Source organism: Rhizobium sp. BK312 (assembly GCF_014193605.1).
Lineage (GTDB): Bacteria > Pseudomonadota > Alphaproteobacteria > Rhizobiales > Rhizobiaceae > Rhizobium.
This window is the reverse complement of sequence record NZ_JACHZP010000001.1, coordinates 466,360-488,665: the sequence shown is the minus strand read 5'-3', so window position 1 is coordinate 488,665 and position 22,306 is coordinate 466,360. Positions and strand designations below refer to the sequence as shown.

The window sequence follows — 22,306 nt, the reverse complement described above, 5'->3', positions numbered from 1 at the left end:
AAGGCTTCAAGTTAAGATTTGGTAAGCCAAATAACCGCTTATTTCAGCCGCGCGCCAGCTTGGGAAAGCACCTGCGCTCGGCGCCAATCAGGGAGGGCTTTGGGGATGATGGATTTTTCTGCGGCGAAAGGGCCGAAATTGACGCTGGACGAGGGGTCCGTGCTGGATATAGGCGCCTGCATTGTCGAGGGCAATAATCTTGCGCCGGGAAATGCCGTTCCTGACGATGGAGATCCGCGGATCAGTCATTCCGTGGAAGGCTTCCTCTTCACCTGCGGGCCGGATCATATCCGCCATCCGGAGCCGATGTCGGGCGCATATGAAGGCAAGCGCTATCCGCTGCATGGTTCCTTCGCGTCCCATCCAGCCAAAATTCTCTGGACCAAATTCGAGAATGGCAACGCGGAATGCCGCGCCGATATCGATGTCATCACCGCCGAACGCCGCACCGCAAGGCTGGAACGTCTTTGGCGGATCGATGGCGCGACGGGCGAGGTCTCGCTTGCCGATCGTGTGGTCAATACGAGTACCGAGGCGATGCCGGTCTTCCTGATGTACCATATGAACATCGGCGGCAAATGGTTCGATAAGGGCACGCGCCTTGCCGGTCAGATGCTTGACAATGGCGGCTTTCCCTGGACCTTCGGCGAGGAGGGGGGCGATATCTTCTGTGTGCCCGCGCAGGACAAGGGCGAGGATTGGGCGGAGATCAGCCTTGGCCCCATCGCGGCCATCGGCGGCAAGACACTAAGGGTGCGTTTCGGAACGGACACGCTGCCATTCCTGCAGGTCTGGCGCAATCAGCGCGCGCCGGCGCATGTGCTCGGCATCGAGCCTGTTTCGCATCGCTGGGTCTCGCGGGCCGAGCTGGAAGAGACAGGCGAATTCAATATTCTCCAGCCCGGTCAAGCCCGCAATTTCATGCTCAATTTTGCCTTTGTTTGAGAGCGTGCCGCGGTTGACGCTCGCCCTATGGCGGCGTAGATCAAGGCCACGGTTTTAGAGAGGACATGAACCATGGATATCCGCCCGATCGACGATGAATACTCGGTGTCCGGCCAGATCACCGTAGAGGATCTCGACCAGATCAAGGCCCTGGGTTTCAAGTCCATCGTCTGCCATCGCCCCGATGGCGAAAGCCCGGATCAGACGCCGTTCGGTGTCATCGAAGCCCGCGCCAAGGAACTCGGTCTGGAGATCACCCAGGTGCCCGTCGGCCCGATGGGCGTGACTGAAGAGGCCGTCCAGGGCATGGTTGATGCGCTGGACGAGTTTCCGCGGCCGATGCTCGGCTATTGCCGCTCCGGCGCACGCTCGACCGCGATCTATCAGAAGACACATCACATTCGCGGCTGAACGGGTTCTTTCCCCCGGCCTTTTGATTGCAGGGCAGGCGGTGAGCTATGCCCTGCTTGCCTGTCGAAGAACAACATCAGGAGAACACCATGAGCATCAAGCGTATCGACGTTGGCGCCCGCATGAGCGGCGCTGTCATCCACGGCAACACCGTTTATCTCGCTGGCCAGGTTGGCGATGGCGAAAGCGTCACCGATCAGTGCAAGTCTGCGCTGGCTGAAGTCGACCGCCTGCTCGCTGCAGCCGGCACCAACAAGTCGAAGATCCTGCAGACGCTCATCTACCTCTCGGACATCTCCTACTTCGCCGAAATGAACGCCGCCTGGGAAGCCTGGGTCGATCCGGCCAACACGCCGGCCCGTGCGACCAGCGAAGCCAAGCTTGCAGCGCCGAAGTACAAGGTCGAATTCATCGTGACGGCAGCTCTCTAGGTCGCGCCATCCGTGATTTTTCAAGGCCGGTGGGCTCGCGCTCACCGGCCTTTTGTCTGGGCGATTTCCGTCAGAGTGCGGGAGGGGGTGATCGCTTCCGGGTCGAGCGCAATCTCGATGATGGCCGGCTTGCCGCTCGCTCGCGCCCGTTCGAAGGCCGGGCCGAATTCTTCCGTCGCCTTCACTGTTTCGCCGTGGCCGCCATAGGCGCGGGCAAGGGCCGCGAAATCCGGATTGTCGAGTGCGGTGGCGCTGACCCGGCCGGGATATTCCCGCTCCTGATGCATGCGGATTGTACCGTACATGCCGTTGTTGATGACTAAAGCGATGAGCGGCAGTCCATACTGGACAGCCGTCGCAAATTCCTGACCATGCATCATAAAACAGCCGTCGCCGGCAAAGCAGATGACTTCGCGATCGGGAAAGAGCTGTTTTGCGGCAACCGCTGCCGGCAGGCCATATCCCATCGAGCCCGACGTCGGAGCCGCCTGCGTGTTGAAGCGGCGGAAGCGATGGAAGCGGTGAAGCCAGGTGGCATAATTGCCGGCGCCATTGGTGAAGATCGCATCATCGGCCGTATTGGCTTCGATCCAATCCATGACGCGGCCCATGTGAACCGCGCCGGGGCTCTTTTCCGGTGTTTTCGACCAGGTGAGGTAGGCTGCGTGCATACGTTCCGTGCGCTCGGCCCACGGAGTCGCGGTTGGCGCATCGAGTTCCGCCAGAGCTGCAACGAAGTCCGCTGGGCTGGCACAAATGGCCAGGTCCGGCCGATAGACGCGGCCGAGTTCTGAAGGGTCGGGATGTATGTGGACGAGCTTTTGGCGCGGGTAGGGGATATCGACCAGCGTATAGCCGGAGGACGGCATTTCGGAAAGACGTCCACCGAGAAGGATGAGGAGATCCGCCTCTTTGATTTCCTTTGCCAGCGCCGGATTGATGCCGATACCGACATCGCCGGCGTAGTTTGGATGCAGATGGTCGAATAGCATCTGCCGGCGGAAGGAGCAGCCGACCGGCAGCCTGAAACGCTCGGCGAATTGTCTGATGCCGGCAACCGCTTCCTCGTTCCAGCGCGTGCCGCCGAGAATGACCATCGGCCGCTGCGCAGCCGCAAGACACTGGTTAAGTTCTGCAAGCTGGCCGCGGCCCGGATGGGCGGCAACGGGGACATAGGGCAGCGCTTGCGGCGCTTCGACCTCGTCACGCAGCATGTCCTCGGGCAGGGTCAGTACAACCGGACCTGGGCGTCCCGACGTGGCTACCGCAAAGGCACGGGTGACGAATTCCGGAATGCGGGCGGCATCGTCGATCTCGCCGACCCATTTGGTGAATTCGGTAAAGGCGCGGCGAAATTCGACCTCCTGAAAGGCTTCGCGTTCGCGGGCATCGCGCTGGACCTGGCCGATGAACAGGATCATCGGGATCGAATCCTGCCGTGCGATATGAAGGCCGGCAGAGGCGTTTGTGGCGCCGGGACCGCGGGTGACCATGCAAATGCCCGGCTTGCCCGTCAATCGGCCCCAGGTGTCCGCCATCATCGCCGCGCCGCCTTCCTGGCGGCAGACGAGCACCTTGATATCGCTGTCGTGCAGGGCATCTAGCACGGCGAGAAAGCTCTCGCCCGGCACGCAGGACATGCGCTGCACGCCATTGGCCTTCAAAGCCTCGACGATAAGTTGCCCGCCCGTTCGCTTCATCTCCTCGCCTTCCCCTCCAGTTCGGCCAATTCGGCCAGAACTTCCTCCTGATGTTCGCCGAGGCGCGGGCTCGGTCGCGTATAGGTCAACGGCGTTTCCGACAGCACGATCGGCGTGCGGACGCTCGGAATGACAGCGCCGGTGCTATCTTCGAGATCGATCCTCAGTCCGCGCGCCACAATCTGCGGATCGGCGAACATGTCCTCGATCGTGTTGATGGCGCCGACCGGCACGGCGTTGGCCTCGCAGGCTTTCAGCAGCTCTCCCTTGTTCCACTTCAGCGTTGCGGCCGAGATGAAAGCCCGAACCTCGTTGCGGTTCGCAACGCGGGCCTTGTTGGTCGCATAGCGCTCGTCGTCGGCATTGGTTTCCATGCCGAGAATGGCGCAGAGGCGCCGGAACTGCCCGTCGTTGCCGATAGCGAGAATGAGATAGCCGTCGGCGGTGGGCACGACTTCATAGGGCGAGATATTGGGATGGGCGTTGCCGAGCCGCACGGGCGGCTTACCCGAAATCAGATAGTTCATGTTTTGATTGGCGAGCACTGCGGATTGTACATCGAGCAGCGCCATGTCGATGAGTTGTCCTTCCCCGGTCTTCAGCGCATGGATCAGGGCGGCCTCGATTGCCGATACGGCATAGATGCCGGTGAAGATATCGGCGATCGCGACGCCGGCCTTCATCGGCTGGCCATCCGGCTCGCCTGTGATCGACATGAAGCCGGACATGCCCTGCACGATATAGTCATAGCCGGCGAGACCGGCATAGGGACCGGTCTGGCCGAAGCCGGTGATCGAGCAATAGACGATGCGGGGATTGATCTTCTTCAGGCTTTCATAATCCAGCCCGTACTTTACCAGGCCGCCGAGCTTGAAATTCTCGATCACCACATCGGCTGTCTTTACCAGCCGGCGCACCAGGTCCTGTCCATCCTCGGTCTTGAGGTCGGCGGTAATGGAGCGTTTGCCGCGATTGGCAGAGTGGTAATAGGCGGCAGAGAGATTCTCGCCGTCCTTGCCTTCGACGAAGGGCGGTCCCCACTGGCGCGTGTCGTCGCCGCCGTCGGGATTTTCCACTTTGATGACATCGGCGCCGAGGTCGGCCAGCATCTGCCCGGCCCAGGGGCCGGCGAGAACCCGGGCAAGCTCAATGACGCGAATACCGGAGAGCGGAGGCTTTTTGGTTTTCTGGTCCGTCATGTCGATCCGCTCTCCCGCTTACGGCGTGAATGCTGTTTCAGATGTATCGGATACGGGCTTGGAAGCAAAGCGCCGCTCGCGCCAGAGAATGTAAAGCCCCGAGCCGGTGATGATGAGGATGCCGAGCCATTTGATCGCATCCGGGAAATTGTCGAAGACGAGCCAGCCGAAGATCGTGGCGGAAACGATCTCGAAATACTGCAGCGGCGCAAGTGTCGAGGCCGGCACGGCGCGATAGGCATATACCGTGAGGATACCCGCCGCTGCCGCAGTAACGCCAACGCCGAGCAGATAGAGCGTGGCCATCAGATCCGGAATGACCGGATCGAGGATTGTAGATCCCGTCGTTCGACCGATGGCAAGCAGGACCACACTGATGCCGGTCCCCCATAAAGCCGTCCGGAACTGCATCGACCATGCGTCCTCGCTATGGGAGACCACGCGCGTGATCATGACGTAGACGGCGACGCAAAACGCGGTGACGATAGGAAGCAAGGCGAAAAAGCCGACTTCCTGAAAGCTTGGCTGGATGATCAGCATCGCGCCGAAAAAGCCGACGGCACAGGCGGTATAGCGCCGCCAGCCGATGGTTTCCTTCAGGAAGATGCTGCTGAGGATGGTGAGTATCATCGGCTCGACGAAGAAGATTGCAATGGCATCGGCCACTTCCATTATCTGCAGCGTGGTCACGAACGACACCATGGACAGCGTGAGCACGGCGGCACGGATGGCATGGACGCCGCTGCGCCGCCAACTCCACACGCCCCATTTCCCGCGCATTGCCATCATGGGGAGCGCAAAAAGAGCCTGGAAGATGAAGCGGGCGGCGGTCACTTCGCCCGGCGGAATCGTGGTCGCCGCGAGCTTGGAGAAGATATCCATGACTGGCGAGAGGACGACGGAGAGAAACATCGTCACCAAACCGAAGGTCAGCTCCGACTGCAGCAATCGCGCCGAGGAGCCGCTGGAGGTGTTCATTGTGGAATTCCCATGAGAATCAGTTGTTTGCCGCTACCCTCTTGCACCAGTCGGCGAAGTTGGAAATGGCTTCCTCGGCACCGATTTCGTTGAGAGTCTCGTGCCGCATGTCGGGATAGATTTCGGTGGTGATACGAGAGAATCCGGCTTTTTCCAAATGCTTTGCCAACCAGGAAATCGCTTTCGCACCGTCGGTCGCGGGATCCTTGCCACCGCCGACGAGATGGATCGGCATGTCACGTCGGAGACGATCGAGATGTGCCTTCTGTGGCGCGCGGAAAGTGAGTTCGAACAGGTCCAGCCAGAGCGAGACGGATGCGTCGAAGCCGCAAAGCGGATCGGCGATATATTTGTCCACCTGCTCGGGAATGCGCGAGAGCCAGTCGAAATCGGTGCGGCGGTTGGCGATCGATTTACCCCAGGTGTCGAAGGTCAGTTTCGGCAGCGGTCCACTCGGAACGTCCGATCCCTTGAACATGCGCTCCGTTTTGAGGATGAGTTGGGCGGCGCGGCCGGCAAGGCCCGGATTGAAATTGGAATTCCAGACGGTGACGGCATCGAACTTGGCTGGATGCGTGACCACAGTATTCAGGCTAATCAACCCGCCCATGGAATGCCCGAACAGGATGATCGGCAGACCAGGATGGGAGCTTGCGGCAAGCTCGCGCACGGCGAGCACATCGGCGATGACCTGAGCGACGCCATTTCTTCTGGCAAAGCGGCCGATGGGTGCATCAGGGGCCGTCGTCTCGCCATGGCCGCGATGATCATGAGCATAGACATGAAAGCCTCGGCCCGCCATCGCATCCGCGAAGGCCTCATATCGGCGGGAATGCTCGGCGAGACCATGCGATATCAGCAGGATGCCGCAAGCATCGGTTGCTGCCGGCAAATGATGATAGGCAAGGGTTGCACCGGTCGGACTTTTCAGGCGCTGCGTCTCGGCGAACATATATTTGCTCCTCCCCAGTTAGACGAAAGGTTATCCTCCGCTCGATTGCAATGGAGAGGTGGTAAAGCTCACAGAAATAAATCTTTCCGAGCGCCGTGATTCAGGATTGCGCCTGCTCGCTCAAACTGCTTATTTGTTCCCATAATGTTCTAGTTGGAGGCAGGAATGAAGCAGTGGCTTCGAGTATTTGCAGTTGTACTTCTTTCGGTCGGAACGGCGGCGAGCGCCATGGCTCAGGAACATAGCCGCGGACGGACGCGCTTTATCCTGGCGGCGAGCTGGGAGCCGGCATTTTGTCAGACGAACCAGAAAAAGGCGGAATGCCGGAACCAGTCGTCGAACAATCATGATGCCACGAATTTTTCTCTGCATGGCCTCTGGCCGATGCGGCAGGAATATTGCGATGTTTCCGAGGATCTGAAGCAGGCGGATCGTGGCCGCGACTGGAAGGATCTGCCTGCCGTGCAACTTTCCCAAGACGTGAAGGCGAAGCTGGACAAGGCAATGCCAGGCACTCAATCCGGCCTGGAGCGGCATGAATGGATCAAGCACGGCACCTGCACGAAGCTCAGCGCCGACCAATATTTCTCCATCGCCGCTGGCCTGATCGCCGAACTCAATACGTCTGCCGTGCGGGATCTTTTCGCGCAGAATATCGGCAAGGAGCTGGATGCCGAAAGCATCAAGGCGGCCTTTGATCAGAGCTTCGGCGAGGGCGCCAATGCGCGCATCAAGATGAGCTGCCGCCGCGTCGGCGATGTCCGAATGATTTCGGAGCTGACCATCGGTCTCTCCGAAGATGCGATCGATCCCCAGCAGGGCAGTGAGCCGCGGCTCGCCAAACTGATCCAGGGGGCCGGCAGCACCTCCTTCGGCTGTGATCGGGGTGTGGTGGACGCGGCCGGTTTCTGAGAAAATACGGCCTTTCTGACGCGGATAATGCCCTCGGACAAGGTTTCGCCGTTGCCCGAGGGCGGGGTTTCGCCTACATAGCGGCACAAATCGCAACGCTATTCGCCCGTGGAGCAACCCAAGCTATGGCACGTCAGTTCATTTATCATATGGCCGGTCTGAATAAGTCCTATGGCGCCAAGAAGATTCTCGAGAATATCCATCTCTCCTTCTACCCCGATGCCAAGATCGGTATTCTCGGCCCGAACGGTGCAGGTAAGTCGACCGTGCTGCGCATCATGGCCGGCCTCGACAAGGAATATACCGGCGAAGCCTGGCTGGCCGAAGGCGCCACCATCGGCTACCTGGCGCAGGAGCCTCAGCTCGATCCCAACAAGACGGTTTTCGAAAACGTCATGGAAGGCGTTGCCAAGAAAACCGAAATCCTCAATCGCTACAACGAATTGATGATGAACTATTCCGACGAGACGGCGGAAGAGGGCGCCAAGCTCCAGGATATCATCGACAGCCAGAACCTCTGGGATCTGGAAAGCCAGGTGGAGATGGCGATGGAAGCCTTGTGCTGCCCGCCGCGCGATGCCGAAGTCACCAGCCTTTCAGGCGGTGAGCGCCGCCGTATCGCACTGTGCCGTCTGCTTCTCTCGCAGCCAGACCTGCTGCTGCTCGACGAACCGACCAACCATCTCGACGCTGAGACCATTGCCTGGCTGGAAAAGCACCTGCGCGACTATCCGGGCGCCGTGATGATGATCACCCACGACCGCTACTTCCTCGACAATGTTACCGGCTGGATTCTCGAACTCGACCGCGGTCGTGGCATTCCCTACGAAGGCAACTATTCCGCCTATCTGCGGGCCAAGGCCAAGCGCATGCAGCAGGAAGCCCGCGAAGAAGCTGGCCGCCAGAAGGCGATCAGCCGCGAACAGGAATGGATTGCCTCCAGCCCCAAGGCCCGCCAGGCCAAGTCCAAGGCGCGTATCAACGCTTACGAACAGCTGGTCGATGCTGCCGAAAATCAGCGTCCCGGTGATGCGCAGATCATCATTCCGGTCAGCGAGCGTCTCGGCCAGGTGGTGATCGAGATGGAGGGCATCACCAAGGGCTTCGAAGGCCGCACGCTGATCAACGATCTGTCGATCAAGCTGCCGCCCGGCGGCATCGTTGGCATCATTGGCCCGAACGGCGCCGGCAAGACGACCCTGTTCAAGATGATCACCGGGCAGGAAAAGCCGGATGCCGGCACGGTCCGCATCGGCGAGACGGTGCATCTCAGCTATGTCGACCAGAGCCGCGATGCGCTTGACGGCAATAAGACGGTATGGGAGGAGATCTCCGGCGGCGCCGAAGTCATCAAGCTCGGCAAGTTCGACATGAACTCGCGCGCCTATTGCGGCGCCTTTAACTTCAAGGGCGGCGACCAGCAGCAGAAGGTCGGCAATCTCTCTGGCGGTCAGCGCAATCGCGTTCACCTGGCCAAGATGTTGAAGGCTGGCGGCAACGTGCTTCTGCTCGACGAACCAACCAACGACCTCGATACGGAAACGCTGGGGGCGCTGGAAAGCGCGCTTGAAAACTTCGCCGGCTGTGCCATCATCATTAGCCACGATCGCATGTTCCTCGACCGCCTGGCCACGCACATCCTGGCCTTTGAAGGCGAAGGCCATGTCGAATGGTTCGAAGGCAATTTCGAAGATTACGAGCAGGACAAGATCCGCCGTCTCGGCCCCGATGCCCTTAATCCGGGCAGCCAGGCGCATAAGCGCCTGACACGCTGAGCTCCCGGTTTGGCTCTTTGAAAACCCCGGCTTGTCCGGGGTTTTCGTTTATGTAGCAATCGCCCTCGATATTCTGTTTTCGCCGGAAACTAACGGATTTCCGACGTCGAACTCCCCTGGCTAGCCGATTGGCTCTTGCCAAGAAAACCAAAATCACATAAAGATATCTTTATATCTTGATTGGGTGCGGAATGACAGATCTGGTTAAACTCGGCTTGGATGACGTAGTGGACGTGTTGAAGGCGGTCGGAGAGCCGACGAGGCTGCGTCTTCTCGCGCTTCTCGCTGCCGGCGATCTCACGGTGACTGATCTTACCGAAATCCTTGGCCAGTCGCAGCCGCGCATTTCCCGGCATTTGAAGCTGCTCGGCGAAGCCGGACTGATTGATCGTTATCAGGAAGGCGCCTGGGCTTACTTCCGGCTGAAGCAGGAGGGCAAGGCCGTGACGCTGGCCCGCAGCCTCCTGCGCCATACCGCCGAAAAGGATACGGTGCTGCTGCGTGACGGCGAACGTCTTGCTTCCGTGAAGCGTATCCGGGCCGAACGCGCCCAGGCCTATTTCAGCCGCAATGCCGCCGAGTGGGATGAACTGCGTCGTCTCCATGTCGCCGACGAGGATGTCGACAAGGCGCTGATCGACCTGATCGGCCCGCAACCAATCGACTCCTTCCTGGATCTCGGCACCGGCACGGGCCGGATGCTGCAGCTTCTGACCGGGCATTACCGCCGCGCCATCGGCATCGATGCCAGCCGTGACATGCTGGCGGTCGCTCGCGCCAATCTCGACCGGGCCAATATCACAAGCGCCTCCGTGCGTCATGGCGATATTTTCAACCTGCCGCTCGAGCAGCAGGATTTCGATCTCATCACCATCCATCAGGTGCTGCATTTCCTCGATCAGCCGGAGGTCGCCATTAACGAGGCGGCGCGAATGCTTCGGCCCGGCGGCCGGCTTGTCATCATCGACCTCGCGCCGCACGGGCTTGAATATCTGCGTGACGAGCATGCGCATCTGCGCCTCGGCTTCTCGCATCAGGCCATGTCGGATTGGCTGAAACTGGCGGGGCTGGATGTGGAGCGTGTGCAGGATCTTCATTCGGGGAGGGAAGGCGGACAGGCGCTGACCGTTACCATCTGGCTGGCGCGCGACCCGCGGTTGCTGATTGCGGCCGGCCAGGGCCACCAGTCATCCCCCATTCTTGCCGGGAGTGTTTGACATGTCTTCGAGATCAGAAAGCCATAACGCGGGTATCCGCATCTCCTTCGAGTTTTTTCCGCCGAAGTCGGAAGAGGCCGAACAACAGCTGTGGAACACCGTCGAGGAACTCAGCGATTGGGACCCTGAATTCGTTTCTGTGACCTATGGAGCGGGCGGCTCGACCAAGGCGCCGACGCTTTCCGCCGTGCGAAAGATGATCCACGAGACGCCGTTCACGACCGCATCGCATCTGACCTGCGTCGGCGCTACACGCGAAGATACGCATCGTGTGATCGACGAGTTCCTGGCTACGGGTGTTCGCCGTTTCGTCGCGTTGCGCGGCGATCCGCCGGGTGGTGTCGGTTCGGCCTATCAACCGCATCCGGGCGGTTACGCCAATGCCGCGGAACTGGTTGGCGCTTTGCGGGAGCGCGGCGATTTCGACATTTCCGTTTCCGCCTATCCCGAAAAGCATCCGGAAAGCCGCGATACGGCAGCCGATATCGACATGCTGAAGCGCAAGGCAGAGAACGGTGCTGATCGAGCCTTGACGCAGTTCTTCTTCGATAATGACGCCTTCGAGCGTTATCATGATCGCGTTCGCGCAGCGGGCATCAAGATTCCCGTCGTGCCGGGCATCATGCCGATCCAGAACCTGACGCAACTCAAGCGCTTTGCGGGTGCATGCGGCGCCAGTATCCCTTCCTGGCTTGATGAGCGTTTCGACGATCTCGACGACAATATCGAGGAACGCGCCAAGGTCGCAGCCGACGTGGCTGCCGAACAGATACAGGATCTCGTGCGCCGTGGCATTCACGAGTTTCACATCTATACGATGAACCGTTCGCCGCTTGTTTCCGCCGTGCTTGAGCGGCTCGGTCTGCAGCGCAAGGTGGCTTCCCAGGCTGGCGCTGCTGCCTAAACCGCTTTGCGAAGCGTGACGATAAAAAGCGCATGTCCGGCCGGACATGCGCTTTTCTAATAAAGCAGGGGTTTTGTTAACTTATCGGAGTTTGGTCGTGTGCGAATTTCACTGAAGCCGTCAGATGAAAAGCATCGTCACGACGAAAGCGAAGGCCGCACCGACCACTAGGACGTTGATGGATCGTGTTAATCCCATGTCTTCCTCCTCAGTCAGCTGTTAAATGTTATGTCGAAAATGTGTTGCTTGGAAAGAACATTCGATGCTGCGACGCGGTATCGAGTTCGCGGTGTGATTCATGAGCTTTCGGCAACATTTTGATATTACGTTATAAATATCGATTTCTGGCTCGATGACGGGTTGTGAATAAATATTAATATGTTGTGACTGCAGACCATACGAATGGAGCGGGAGATCATGTTTCCCGCGTCCTAACGCCGCGTTTCACCCATAAGAAAAACCGCCCATCGAGGACGAGCAGACCTGCGGCGATGAGCAGCATGCCGGCGATTTCGGTTGGCCCCATCCGCTCGCCGAGAAAGAGGAAGCCGAGCAATAGCGCGCTCGGCGGCACGAGCAGAGTGACGAGGGAGGTGTTGGTGGCGCCGGCGAGCTCGATGATGCGAAAATAGAGGATGTAGGCAAAAGCGGTCGACAGCAGCGCCAGGCCGAGAATGGCGGCAATTGCCGTTACCGGCGGGGTGGCAAGCGCCCAAGGCTGGTCGATCATCAGTGCGACCGGCAGCATGATGAGCGAGGAGCCTGTCAATTGGCCCGCTGCTACAACCGGCGGCGCGATGCCTTTGAAGCGTTTGGCATAAATCGCTGCGAATCCGTAGGAGATTGCCGCGAGAATCGGCAATAGGAGTGCCCAGAAGGGTACCGAGTCACCGCTGGTAACGCTCGGTCCGAGCAACACGATGGTTCCCAGGAGTCCAGTGAGGCAACCAGCCAGCTTGGCCGATGTCAGGCGCTCATCCGTTGTCAACTGATTGCCGATCAACACGGTCCACATCGGCGTTGTCGCGTTCAGGATGGATGCGAGCCCGGCACCCATCTGCGTCTGGCCGCAGAAGATCAGCGTATGCGGTATCGCATTGTTGATTAAGCCCAGCAGCAGAAATTGCGGCCAATGACGGCGCAGGGACTGATAAATGCCGAGGCGGCCGGCTAGATAGAGATGCAATGCCACAGCCGCCAGCGACAGACGCAGAAAGACGAGCGTGAAGGGCGGTACGTCGTGAACGGCGATGCGGGCGAAGAAGAACGAACCGCCCCAGATCAATCCGAGCAACAGCAGCAGGCCCCAGGTCGAGGCGCTCATTCGATGTTCGCCATTCATGGCATCTCTCCTCTTTCGAGGCATCTAAACCGGAAGGAGGGTAGGCTCTCCACCCGTTTCTTGCTGTTTGGGAATTGTGGATGCTCACGAGTGCGAGGAGAGCAGATACAAAAAAGGCGGCCTGGAGCCGCCTTTCGATCGATATATGGAAAAATCAGAGCGCGTTGAGCAGTGCCGTCGTCGCCCAGCCGTCAGCTGGCATGCCCAGGCGGAACTGTTCCTTCTGGATCGCGACACGCGTGCCGGAGCCAAGAATGCCGTCGATCTTGCCGACATCATAGCCGCGGGCCACAAGCTTGGTCTGAAGCGCCTTCATGTCGACGTCGTTCAGGCCCGGCTCGGGATTGCCCTTGTTATAGGGCGGTGCGCCGGCGAAACGCGTGGCGAAATAGGCGGCCGATGTCGTGTAGATGAACGACTGGTTCCATCCGAGAAAAGCATTGTAGTTCGGATAGGTCAGGAAGGTGGGACCTTTGCGGCCCTGCGGCATGATGAGCGCAGCCGGCAACGAGGCGAAATTCGTATTGCCGTCGCGCGGCTTGACGCCGAGCTTGAACCAGTCACCGGCCGTCAACGTGCCGCCGATGCCGGATTTTTCCCAAGGCAGATTGTCTGGTACCGAAACCTCCTGCAGCCAGGGTTGATCGCGAACGAAACCGAGACTTTGGAGAAATTTTGCCGTGGTCAGAATGACGTCAGGCGCGCTGGTCTTCAAGTTGACGTGGCCGTCGCCATCGCCATCGGTGCCGTAAGCAATGATCGAGGGCGGGAGCATCTGCGTCTGGCCAATTTCCCCAGCCCACGCGCCGGTCGTCGTTGCCGGATCAGCGTCGCCGTCCTGCACCATCTTGATCAGGGCGATCAGTCGCGGGCGGAAGGAATCCGGCCGGCGGCAATCATGAGCGAGGGTGACCAAGGCGTTGCGGGTGTTGAAATTGCCCTGAACTGCGCCGAAATCTGTTTCCATGGCCCAATAGGTTGTGATCACGGCCGCAGGAATACCATAGTCCTGTTCGGCCTTGGCGAAGACGTCGGCATATTGCTTCATCTTCTGGCGGCCGATGTCGAGACGGCCCTGGCTTACGGTGCGCTGGGAGAATTCGAGGAAGGTCTGTCGGAAGACACCCTGACTGCGGTCCATGGCGAGAACCTTCTGGTCAATCTGGGCGCCGGCGAGCGTCTTGTCGGCAGCGGCAGCATCTGCGCCATCGGCAATCGCCTCAGCCTTCACACCGGCCAGAAATGCGGTGAGATCGCCGCCGCAGGCTACCTTCGGAGTGGCATCGCTGCTCGCGGGCGGCACTGCAGCCGGAGCCGCGCTTTGAGCCAATGCCGTACCGGTCATGGCTGAGGCGAAGAGCAACGCAAGCGCGCCGCGTCGAATGGTGTGACGATCCATGAGCGATCCTTTCCAGTGATAGAATAGGGTCGCTTTCACAGAAGATTGTGACATAAGCAAGAGAGAATTGGCTGCAGTCTCAAGAATTTCCTTGCTTCTCTACTGCTGCTACCCAGTTGTGCCAATTTTGTTCGGAACCGGCAAAAACATTGATATCCGTCGGGCCTTTGATGCCGGGAATGACGCCCGTCGAGGTATATTGCCAGAAGGCCCAGCTGCGGTCTGCGTAGGTCTCTTTCGGATGCTTGGCGACGGATCGGACCCAGAAGTGATAGTCCTTGAAATAGCCGACTAGATTTTCGCGGTGAAAGTCGACCGAAGTATAAATGATCGGGCGTTTGCCGTAATAGGCCTGCAGGCGATCCATAAAGCGCTTGATCTCGCTGCGTACCGTTTCGGGAGCCGGTCTGGTCTTGCAGGTCGGGGAGCCCGGGTTCCATTCGACGTCGACGACGGGCGGAAGCGCCATGGCATCCTTCGGCACGTTGCGGATGAACCAATCGGCCTGCTCATCGGCTGTCGAGCAGAAATAGAAGAAATGATAAGGTGCGTGCAGTAATCCAGCAGTACTGGCTTCATTCCAATATTCGGTGAAGCGTGGATCGATCCGATCCTTGCCCTCTGTCGCCTTGATGAAGACGAAGGCGACGCCGGAGCCTTTGACTGCCTTCCAATCGATATCGCCCTGCCATTTGGAAATATCGATACCATGGATCGGATGGCGCTGCGGATGATCACGGCCGAAATCTTGCGGCTTTGTATCGGCGAACCTGGTCTTGGGAAGGGCCGCCGTCGAGAGGGCGTCATAGCCCGTTGTGCAGCCAGTCAAGGCAAGAGCGAGCGGCAGTAGGCATGCCAGAAGCCGGCGCATAGATATCCTGTTATGGCCCGAGTGATCTTGCTGCCCCAAGATTTGGCTTCCGTAATGTGGTCCCCGAGACTCCGAAAGAGCGGCAGACCATACCGTTGCCAGCAGGTCTTGCCACTTTATTTACCATATCAACGTAAAAAATGCGTTATCTTCAAGCAAAATCTTATGTTTGGCGCCTTCCGAGGCCGGATTTTGCGCTGGAATCTGTCGCCGCTCAGGCGCCGTGCCGGGTCGCTACAGCCCGCCAGGCGTAACCACGGCCGATCTTTTCGGTTTTCACCGACATGCCCCGCACTGCAGCCTTCTCTTCGAGCACGGTCAAAAGATCGGCGCGGGGAGTGACGTGGAATTTCTTCAGCCAGCCTTTGAGCATGGCACGGAACCAGCCTGGCAACCCTTCCTGCTGGCCGAAATCGACGATGTGAAGCTCGCCGCCCGGTGCGACTGCGTCGAGCGATGCGTCGATGGCATTTTTCCAGTCGGGGATCATCGACAGCGCGTAGGAGACCATGACACGGTCGAAGCCCTCGGTGCCGAAATCGTCGGGCGAGAAAGCGGTGGCATCGGCGACGCGAAAATCCGGCATCTGTTTCAGGCCGCGGAAATTATTGCGGGCGGAGATCAGCATTTCCTGCGAGATATCGAGGCCATAAAGGCGGGCAGAAGGGAAGCGCCGATAGGCGAGCAGCATATTGCGGCCGGTACCGCAGCCCACTTCCAGAAGCGAGCCGCCGACGGGAACATTCAGCTGTTCGATCGTTCGATCGCGGCCGAATAGGTAATATTTGCGGGTAAGGTCATAGATGTGACGCTGATAACGGTACATGCCGTCCATCAGCTTGGCGTGGTTGTTCGCGCTGGTTTCTATGCCTGTGTCCGCCTGGCTCACGCTTTTTTCCCGTAGATGTGGAAGCCGCCATAGATGGCCGAGCGATCACGAACGTTGAGTTCCTGCGAACGCTCCTCGAAATAGACCCACTGGTCGCGGATCGCTTGAGAAAGACGGCCTTCGATGATGCTCTTTTCGGCGGCCGTGCGGAAGATGACACGGGCGCCTTCGCGCGCTGTCCGGGTGATCTCCGCCCAGAGGCCATTGAGCTGCTCGTCGGTCATCCAGTCCTGCGCATCGAGGAGGATATAGCGATCGCGCGAAGCTGCCGGCTTCGAAGCGAGAAGCTCGGTGAAATTGGCGTGATGGACGCTTACACGATCGGCATTGGCGCGAATCGCCGCGTAGTGCTCCGGCTTGAGATAGGTGGGCAGAGGCCCTTGATGCTGGGCAGCGTAGCGCCGAGAGAATGCCTGCCAGGCAAAGTAATTGTCGCGCATCGGAAAATGACAGGCGAGCTTTTCCAGGCGGTGTTTCAGCACGGCAGAAATGGAATCGTCGCCGGCCAGGCTCGCAAGCTCGTCATATTGTTGCGGCGGAATGCCGAGGCCAAAGAGCGAGCTCTTGCGGCCGAGCAGCCAGCGAACTGCCGGTTTGTCGAAGATCGGAGCGATTTCTTCCTCGAAGAACTGACGCTGCTCGCGCATGGTACGGGCTTCAGTCATCTTTTGGAGGCGAACGCCGTGCAGGCGTGCCAGTATATGGGCAGCGCCGATAAACCGGCCGAGAAGGCCGGTCTTGTAGATATTGCGGTTGAAGACCGTGATGCGGCGGCGGCCATAGAGATCGCGACCATCCCAGTAGTCAGCCGTTGCCGTGTCGAGGCGCGGCGCGATGAACTGGTCGTAGGCTTGGCTATTGCCCGAAAAATTGGCCGTTCCGAAGAAACGCACCAGGTCCGTATGGCCGGGAAGCAAGCGGAAGGCTGCAAGCTTCAGCTTGTTCAGTGCGATGTGATGGCGATTGAGATCGACGACATCGATGGATGCGGGATTTTGCGAGAGATAGGCGAGCATGTTGCAGCCGCCCGAACCGATGGTGACGATGCGATGATGCGCTTCCAGCTCCATCGCCTCCATATCGATATCCGGATCCTCCCAAATCTGCGGATAGACAAGGCCGGAAAACAACATGCCGAACAAGCGCTCGGAAAGGCCTGCCTTAGACAGTGCCTTGTGCTGCAGCAGAGCGTCCTTGAGTTTCCGGTTCTTTTGGAGACCGGCATCCGGGGCGAATTCCGTCATCTGAGTCTTGTCACCGATTTGTGAAGTTCAGGGCGTGTAACCCGGCAATGCTACAGTCTGATGACGCGGGCTGTTGGCAGATCCAGCTGCAAAGCATCCTTGCACATATTTAAGGAGCCCTGATCATCATAGGTCTTTCATCTTGCTGCGTTTCCTGATTGTCTCCGCCTACCTTTCTGGAGAGTATGCGACATGCGTTTGATATCGAGAGTGATCGGGGCTCTTATTGTTCTGCTGCTGATCATTGTCGCCGGCGGAGCCGTCTGGCTCTCTCTTTATCCGCCGGAATTGCTAAAGGTCGGCGACGGCTACGCGGCAAAGATCGTCTGCTCCAATACGTTCGTGGCCAAGCGGGACCCGGACAAGGTGATGGAGGAAGATGTCCAGGCTCCCGGCAATCCGGCATTGAAGCTCATTCGCGTCTATGTCGATCGGGACGAGGGTGTGGTGACGGCCCGTTTCCTGGGATTGTTCGCGCCGAACCGTGCGCTTTATCGCGGTGCGCTCGGCTGTGCGCTGGTGCCGGACGGTGATCTGCAAACGGCTCGCAGCGCCGTCTTCCTCAACAAGGTGAAGGCGCCGAAGAGCGATGCGGTTTGGCCCGATGGAGATACGGTAAACCTCGGTCAGGGTGACGTGGGGAAGAAGCTTGCCGATGTCGTATCGAATCCGGATCTCGCCGGGCCGGCCATGCGTGCGATCGTCGTCGTCAAGGATGGCCGTATTGTCGCCGAGACCTATGGCGATGGCTTCAGCAAGGCAACGCCGCTGATAGGCTGGTCGATGACGAAGACGGTGAATGCCGCGATTATCGGCCGACTCATGCTGGCCGGGCGCATGTCCTTCGACGATCAGAATCTTCTGCCGCAATGGAGCGCCGACTCGCGCAAGAACATCAAGCTCAGCGATCTTCTCGCCATGGAAAGCGGGCTTGCGTTCAATGAATCCTATGGCACCGTATCGGATGTAACGCGCATGCTTTATCTCGACGCGGATGTGACGAGCCTAGCAGCCAATGCGCGTCAGCTGGCAGCGCCGGGCGAGCGTTTCAGCTATTCCAGTGGCACGGCTGCGCTGCTTTCCCGCCTCTGGATGAACCGGCTGCCCAATCTGAGCGCTGCCATCTCCTATCCGCGAGAGGCACTCTTCGGGCCGCTCGGCATGTATAGCGCCGTTTTCGAAGCCGACGAGCGCGGCACCTTCGTCGGCAGTTCCTATCTCTATGCCAATGCCCGGGATTGGGCGCGCTTCGGCATGTTTCTGCTGCAAGACGGGGTCTGGAATGGGCATCGTCTGCTGCCGGAGGGATTCGTCGGCGCCATGCGCACGCCGACGAAGGCTTCCGAGGGCGTTTACTCGCAGGTTCAGGCCTGGCTTGCGGGGCCCGGCGGCTCTAACGCCCAATTCGGTCTGCCCGCGGATGCATTTTGGATGACCGGTCATGACGGCCAAACGGTCGCAATCGTCCCGTCGGCCAATCTCGTCGTCGTGCGGATGGGGCTGACGCCGACCTGGGCGGATTATCGGCCGCAAATCCTGCTGAAGCGGATCATGGATGTGATAAAGCCGGCCACGAATTAGGCCGGCTTCTCAGAACTATCTAGATAAAATCAGTAATTGCCGTTGGCGACGTCAGTCAGGCCCTTGCGCTTGGCGTCGTAGTAATAGCCGCGGGCATAAAGCTGCACGGCATTGGCTTCCTTGTTTTGAACCTTGCTGTCGGCCGTCATCCATGCACCGCGTAGATATTTGGCGGCATATTTGATGTTGGTTTCCGCGTCCAGGAGGCCGGACGCCGGGCCTTCGTAGCCCATGGACTTCGCCGTATTATACTTGATCTGCATCAGGCCGAAATATCCGGCGCGATTATAGGCTTTCGGATTGTAACGGCTTTCGCGGTGAACGACGCGATGGATCAGGGATTCCGGAATTTCGTAAAGCTTGGCGTATTTCTGGATGAGCTTCGAAACGTAGCTCTTTTGCTCAGCCGGAACATCGGAATCGTAATTCGCAGTGTTGGGGGTGGTCATGACGGCCGGCACGACAGTCGGACCGCTACTGTCGAAATTGAAGTCATAATGCATGCGATTGTCGGCATAGCGCGGAACGCCCATCTGCGCGGGCGTGGCGAAAGCGACTTCAGTCTGCGGTGTCGAACCTGGACGCGGCGTCGGCACGGCGACCTGAATGGCCGCAACATCCGATGTCATCGGAATGCCGGGCTGGCTCTGAGCCACGGAGGAGGAAACCGGCGTGAGCGCGGCATCACCAGGGCGCGCCGGATTAGGCATCGGGATAGCGACCACGGAAGGCACCAGCGGCACGTCGGACGCGGCATAGGCTGCTGCGGCTGAGTTGCTGCCAACTGGAGCGCCTGTTGCGGCAGCGATTGCGGCGGTTCCCTGATTGGCAGCGCTCGCAACAGGCGTGCCGAAACGTCCCGCGTCCATCTGCTGTTGGCTTGCAGCAGCAACGTTTGTCGAACCTGGGACAACACGGCCGGACTTTGCCATTGCCATCTGTTGCGGCTGCCGCGGACCGATGAAATTCGGCGGTATCGCGGCCACTGCCACGCCGCCTACTGCAGGCGCGGCCGTGCCAGTTGCGGTCAGGGTCGTATTCGGATGCGGCACGTTGGCGTGTGCCGACGGGAGTTCTGCCTGAGACGTCTGCTGCTGAGTGCTTGCACACCCGGCGAGAGCGCCGCACATCATTGCCGACAAGGCAACGCTGCGCTTCAGGCTGGGAAATCCGATCGTTACCATTCTGTCACTTTCGAAAAAACCAAACCTAATTTCGATGCAATTCGGCCACAGGACCGCCAAATTCGGTCACAGGATCGATAAAATTATGAATCCCCATTAACCTATCCGTGATCGCCTCGCAACCCTGCACCGCCTCAGGCGGCCATCCGGCGGTATCCGGCGGTCACTGCACCGGCTGCAATCAGCAGGGTTCCCCCCGTTCTGTTAACAGCGCGTTGCACGCTTGCCTTGCGGATGAAGCCGCGTGCCATATCGGCGACGAAGACGTAAATAAGCGAATTCAAGGCCGCTAAAGTGAGGAAAGTTGCCTCTAGAATAAGCGTTTGCTGAAGAAATGGCTTCGACATGTCGAGAAATTGCGGAACGAACGCAATAAAGAAGACGATGCTCTTCGGGTTGAGGGCGGTCACAACGTATGAGTGTAAGAGAATTTTTAACGGTTTTTCCTCTGGGAGATTGTCGTTGTCGCCCATCGGTCCCGTCACAATAGGGGCTCTCCAGAGCTTGATTCCGAGGAAAACGAGATAGGCTGCGCCGATCAGCTTCAGAATTGTGAATAGTGTCGCTGAAGTGGCAAGGAGGGCGCCGAGACCGGCGAGCGAAGCGGTCATTGCCGTGAAATCGCCAAGCGTGACGCCAGTCACCGTTGCCAGCGCCGTCTTGCGGCCGTGGCCTAGTGCATAGGATATGACGAGGAGAATGGTCGGGCCTGGTATGGCCAGCATAATGCAGGATGCGGCGGCGAAAGCGAGCCAGGTTTCGATGGACATGGAATCCTCCCTAATTCCTATTTCGCCGCCAGCAAAGACATCGGATTAGCGATCCGTCAACCGCTTGATTGACAATCGGGTCGCCTGATTATCAATCAGTCCGTTGATCACAGATCTATCAGGCCTGTGTGTATTTCTGGCCGATATGATCCATGATCTCGGCGAACCAGGGAGTGGAGGTATCGAAGGCCTTGCCGCCCTTGATGCGCGGAAATTCGATGACGCGTAGCTTGCCGCCCTGACCTTCATCATGGCCGGTGACGCCTGATACTTTGTTGAGCGCACTTTCCACGGCGAGATCGACCATGCCCTGGATCAGACGAAGGTCCTCGGCGTTTGCCGGCGCGGAGCGTGCAAAATAGCCCGACTTCTGCACCATCGAGCGTTCGGCGCCGATGATGGCTGCGAATTGCTTCTGGAACCAGCCACCGACATTGATGGTGTCGATCTTTACGTGACCGAATGCATCGCGCTTGACGGTTTCGCCGGCTGCTTCGCGCTCGGCGACGATCGCGTCGAGGCCCGCGCCTTCCGAAACGAACAACGTCACCTGGCCGGTCTTTTCCATGTTAGTGCGCAGGCGTTCGCCTTCAGCCTCGATGTCGAAGACCATTTCCGGCAGATAGAGGCCGTCGATGCGCTTCAAATCGGCATTCATCATGAAGCCTTCGACATATTCGTTGGCGCTGGTCTTCTGAATGTAGGCGCGCGCGGTTGCAGCGGTCAGCCAGCCACAGTGGCGGCCCATCACTTCATGGATGACGAGGGTTTTTGGGGCCGCGGTCTGTTCGTTGCTGACATTGTCGAAGAAGTCGGCACCGACTTCGGCAGCCGTCCAGGCGCCGAGAGACTGGCGGATCGGCACGACGTCGTTGTCAACGGTTTTCGGCAGGCCGACTACCGTCAGGTCGTAGCCATTGGCGCCAAGATAGGCGGCGAGATCGGCGGCCGTCGTATTGGTGTCGTCGCCGCCGATCGTGTGAAGAATGGTCACGCCGTCGGACGCCAGCCGCTCGGCTGCGACGCGCAGCGGGTTTTCGCCTTCCTTGACCAGGCCGCGCTTGACGCAATCGGCGATGTTGGTGAGCTTGACGCGGCTGTTGCCGATCGGCGAGCCGCCGTAGCGATGCAGCAGGTGGGCCTTTTCGCGCATGGCCGGCGTCACTTCGATGCTGTCTCCCAGCAGAACTCCCTGGTAGCCGGAACGATAAGCGATTATGCCGAGGTCAGGTGCCACATCGCTATAGCGCTGAATCAGCCCGCCAACGGCAGACGAAAGGCAGGGCGCCAGTCCGCCTGCAGTGAGCATTGCGACTTTCTGTTTGGCCATGGAGATCCTCCTTGCAGTCATGCTGCGTCATTTCAGTGGTTGCGGTGGGAATGGATGCGACAGGCGGACATGGGTGTAAAGTAAAGAATTTAAGAAATCCGCGGTTTGTTTCGCCCCCAAAGGCCGGATAGGACGCTTGGCTGGTTGCTCGCAATGCAGCATCATTACCAAATTGTGAAAAGTGTTTTCGCCCTTGCGACGAATGGACTGCTTGCAATGGCAACTATTATTTGATCAAGGTGTTCTACTGTTTAGTGGATATCGAGACCGGC

At 59.1% G+C, this 22,306-nt stretch carries 20 protein-coding genes; 8 read left to right on the top strand and 12 right to left on the bottom strand.

Annotated features, from left to right (window positions below; translation table 11 throughout):
* Nucleotides 1-105: 105 nt before the first annotated feature.
* The 3 genes from FHT85_RS02345 to FHT85_RS02335 all read left to right on the top strand — a co-directional run bounded on the left by FHT85_RS02345 (nucleotide 106) and on the right by FHT85_RS02335 (nucleotide 1,787).
* Nucleotides 106-945, top strand: coding sequence for a DUF4432 family protein (locus FHT85_RS02345; protein ID WP_112411665.1), 840 nt, complete (start codon nucleotides 106-108; stop codon nucleotides 943-945).
* Between the two features lie 72 nt (nucleotides 946-1,017).
* On the top strand, nucleotides 1,018-1,356 hold the full coding sequence (locus tag FHT85_RS02340; protein ID WP_112334441.1) for a beta-lactamase hydrolase domain-containing protein: 339 nt from the start codon (nucleotides 1,018-1,020) through the stop codon (nucleotides 1,354-1,356).
* An 89-nt stretch (nucleotides 1,357-1,445) separates the two neighbouring features.
* Nucleotides 1,446-1,787 carry a RidA family protein gene (locus tag FHT85_RS02335; RefSeq protein ID WP_112334443.1) on the top strand — a complete coding sequence of 114 codons (342 nt, stop codon included), beginning with the start codon at nucleotides 1,446-1,448 and terminating at the stop codon, nucleotides 1,785-1,787.
* A gap of 41 nt (nucleotides 1,788-1,828) precedes the next feature.
* On the opposite strand, the gene FHT85_RS02330 is transcribed toward FHT85_RS02335, so the two are convergent.
* The 4 genes from FHT85_RS02330 to FHT85_RS02315 are packed head-to-tail and all read right to left on the bottom strand — an operon-like array spanning nucleotide 1,829 to nucleotide 6,616.
* On the bottom strand, nucleotides 1,829-3,487 hold the full coding sequence (locus FHT85_RS02330) for a thiamine pyrophosphate-binding protein (protein ID WP_112411666.1): 1,659 nt from the start codon (nucleotides 3,485-3,487) through the stop codon (nucleotides 1,829-1,831).
* Nucleotides 3,484-4,686 (bottom strand): CaiB/BaiF CoA transferase family protein, encoded by a 1,203-nt coding sequence (locus FHT85_RS02325; protein WP_112411667.1) that lies wholly within the window; start codon nucleotides 4,684-4,686, stop codon nucleotides 3,484-3,486. The genes FHT85_RS02330 and FHT85_RS02325 overlap by 4 nt, the downstream gene beginning before the upstream one ends.
* 18 nt (nucleotides 4,687-4,704) lie before the next feature.
* Complete coding sequence (locus FHT85_RS02320; protein WP_112411668.1) at nucleotides 4,705-5,664, bottom strand: DMT family transporter; 960 nt, start codon at nucleotides 5,662-5,664, stop codon at nucleotides 4,705-4,707.
* Between the two features lie 19 nt (nucleotides 5,665-5,683).
* Complete coding sequence (locus tag FHT85_RS02315) at nucleotides 5,684-6,616, bottom strand: alpha/beta hydrolase (RefSeq protein ID WP_112411669.1); 933 nt, start codon at nucleotides 6,614-6,616, stop codon at nucleotides 5,684-5,686.
* 165 nt (nucleotides 6,617-6,781) lie between these two features.
* Here FHT85_RS02315 and FHT85_RS02310 point away from each other — a divergent pair, with 165 nt between their 5' ends.
* From FHT85_RS02310 to metF, 4 genes are all read left to right on the top strand, one after another.
* Nucleotides 6,782-7,528, top strand: coding sequence for a ribonuclease T2 family protein (locus FHT85_RS02310; protein WP_112334451.1), 747 nt, complete (start codon nucleotides 6,782-6,784; stop codon nucleotides 7,526-7,528).
* Between the two features lie 125 nt (nucleotides 7,529-7,653).
* Nucleotides 7,654-9,303 carry an energy-dependent translational throttle protein EttA gene (gene ettA / locus FHT85_RS02305; protein WP_112334452.1) on the top strand — a complete coding sequence of 550 codons (1,650 nt, stop codon included), beginning with the start codon at nucleotides 7,654-7,656 and terminating at the stop codon, nucleotides 9,301-9,303.
* Between the two features lie 191 nt (nucleotides 9,304-9,494).
* Nucleotides 9,495-10,520 (top strand): ArsR/SmtB family transcription factor, encoded by a 1,026-nt coding sequence (locus tag FHT85_RS02300; RefSeq protein ID WP_112411670.1) that lies wholly within the window; start codon nucleotides 9,495-9,497, stop codon nucleotides 10,518-10,520.
* Between the two features lies 1 nt (nucleotide 10,521).
* Nucleotides 10,522-11,424 carry a methylenetetrahydrofolate reductase [NAD(P)H] gene (gene metF / locus FHT85_RS02295; protein WP_112334456.1) on the top strand — a complete coding sequence of 301 codons (903 nt, stop codon included), beginning with the start codon at nucleotides 10,522-10,524 and terminating at the stop codon, nucleotides 11,422-11,424.
* A gap of 415 nt (nucleotides 11,425-11,839) precedes the next feature.
* Here the strand turns inward: metF and FHT85_RS02290 are convergent, their stop codons facing one another.
* The 5 genes from FHT85_RS02290 to FHT85_RS02270 form a co-directional block, all read right to left on the bottom strand.
* On the bottom strand, nucleotides 11,840-12,766 hold the full coding sequence (locus FHT85_RS02290) for a DMT family transporter (RefSeq protein ID WP_112411671.1): 927 nt from the start codon (nucleotides 12,764-12,766) through the stop codon (nucleotides 11,840-11,842).
* A gap of 154 nt (nucleotides 12,767-12,920) precedes the next feature.
* Nucleotides 12,921-14,165, bottom strand: a complete 1,245-nt coding sequence (locus FHT85_RS02285) for a lytic murein transglycosylase (RefSeq protein WP_112411672.1) — start codon at nucleotides 14,163-14,165, stop codon at nucleotides 12,921-12,923.
* Nucleotides 14,166-14,244: 79 nt separating this feature from the next.
* Complete coding sequence (locus FHT85_RS02280) at nucleotides 14,245-15,036, bottom strand: GH25 family lysozyme (protein ID WP_112411673.1); 792 nt, start codon at nucleotides 15,034-15,036, stop codon at nucleotides 14,245-14,247.
* Between the two features lie 214 nt (nucleotides 15,037-15,250).
* Nucleotides 15,251-15,925: a class I SAM-dependent methyltransferase gene (locus FHT85_RS02275; RefSeq protein ID WP_112334463.1), complete on the bottom strand. Its 675-nt coding sequence runs from the start codon at nucleotides 15,923-15,925 to the stop codon at nucleotides 15,251-15,253.
* Nucleotides 15,922-17,169: a DUF3419 family protein gene (locus FHT85_RS02270; protein WP_112411674.1), complete on the bottom strand. Its 1,248-nt coding sequence runs from the start codon at nucleotides 17,167-17,169 to the stop codon at nucleotides 15,922-15,924. Before FHT85_RS02270 ends, FHT85_RS02275 begins: the two co-directional genes overlap by 4 nt.
* Nucleotides 17,170-17,361: 192 nt before the next feature.
* Between FHT85_RS02270 and FHT85_RS02265 the strand changes: the two genes are divergently transcribed.
* Nucleotides 17,362-18,750: a serine hydrolase domain-containing protein gene (locus FHT85_RS02265; RefSeq protein WP_112411675.1), complete on the top strand. Its 1,389-nt coding sequence runs from the start codon at nucleotides 17,362-17,364 to the stop codon at nucleotides 18,748-18,750.
* Between the two features lie 29 nt (nucleotides 18,751-18,779).
* On the opposite strand, the gene FHT85_RS02260 is transcribed toward FHT85_RS02265, so the two are convergent.
* The 3 genes from FHT85_RS02260 to FHT85_RS02250 form a co-directional block, all read right to left on the bottom strand.
* Entirely contained in the window at nucleotides 18,780-19,934 is a 1,155-nt protein-coding gene (locus tag FHT85_RS02260; protein ID WP_112411676.1) for a lytic transglycosylase domain-containing protein, read from the bottom strand.
* A 134-nt stretch (nucleotides 19,935-20,068) separates the two neighbouring features.
* On the bottom strand, nucleotides 20,069-20,704 hold the full coding sequence (locus FHT85_RS02255) for a LysE family translocator (protein ID WP_112334468.1): 636 nt from the start codon (nucleotides 20,702-20,704) through the stop codon (nucleotides 20,069-20,071).
* A gap of 118 nt (nucleotides 20,705-20,822) precedes the next feature.
* A complete protein-coding gene (locus FHT85_RS02250; protein WP_112411677.1) occupies nucleotides 20,823-22,034 on the bottom strand; it encodes a pyrophosphate--fructose-6-phosphate 1-phosphotransferase in 1,212 nt (403 codons plus the stop codon).
* Nucleotides 22,035-22,306 lie beyond the last annotated feature (272 nt).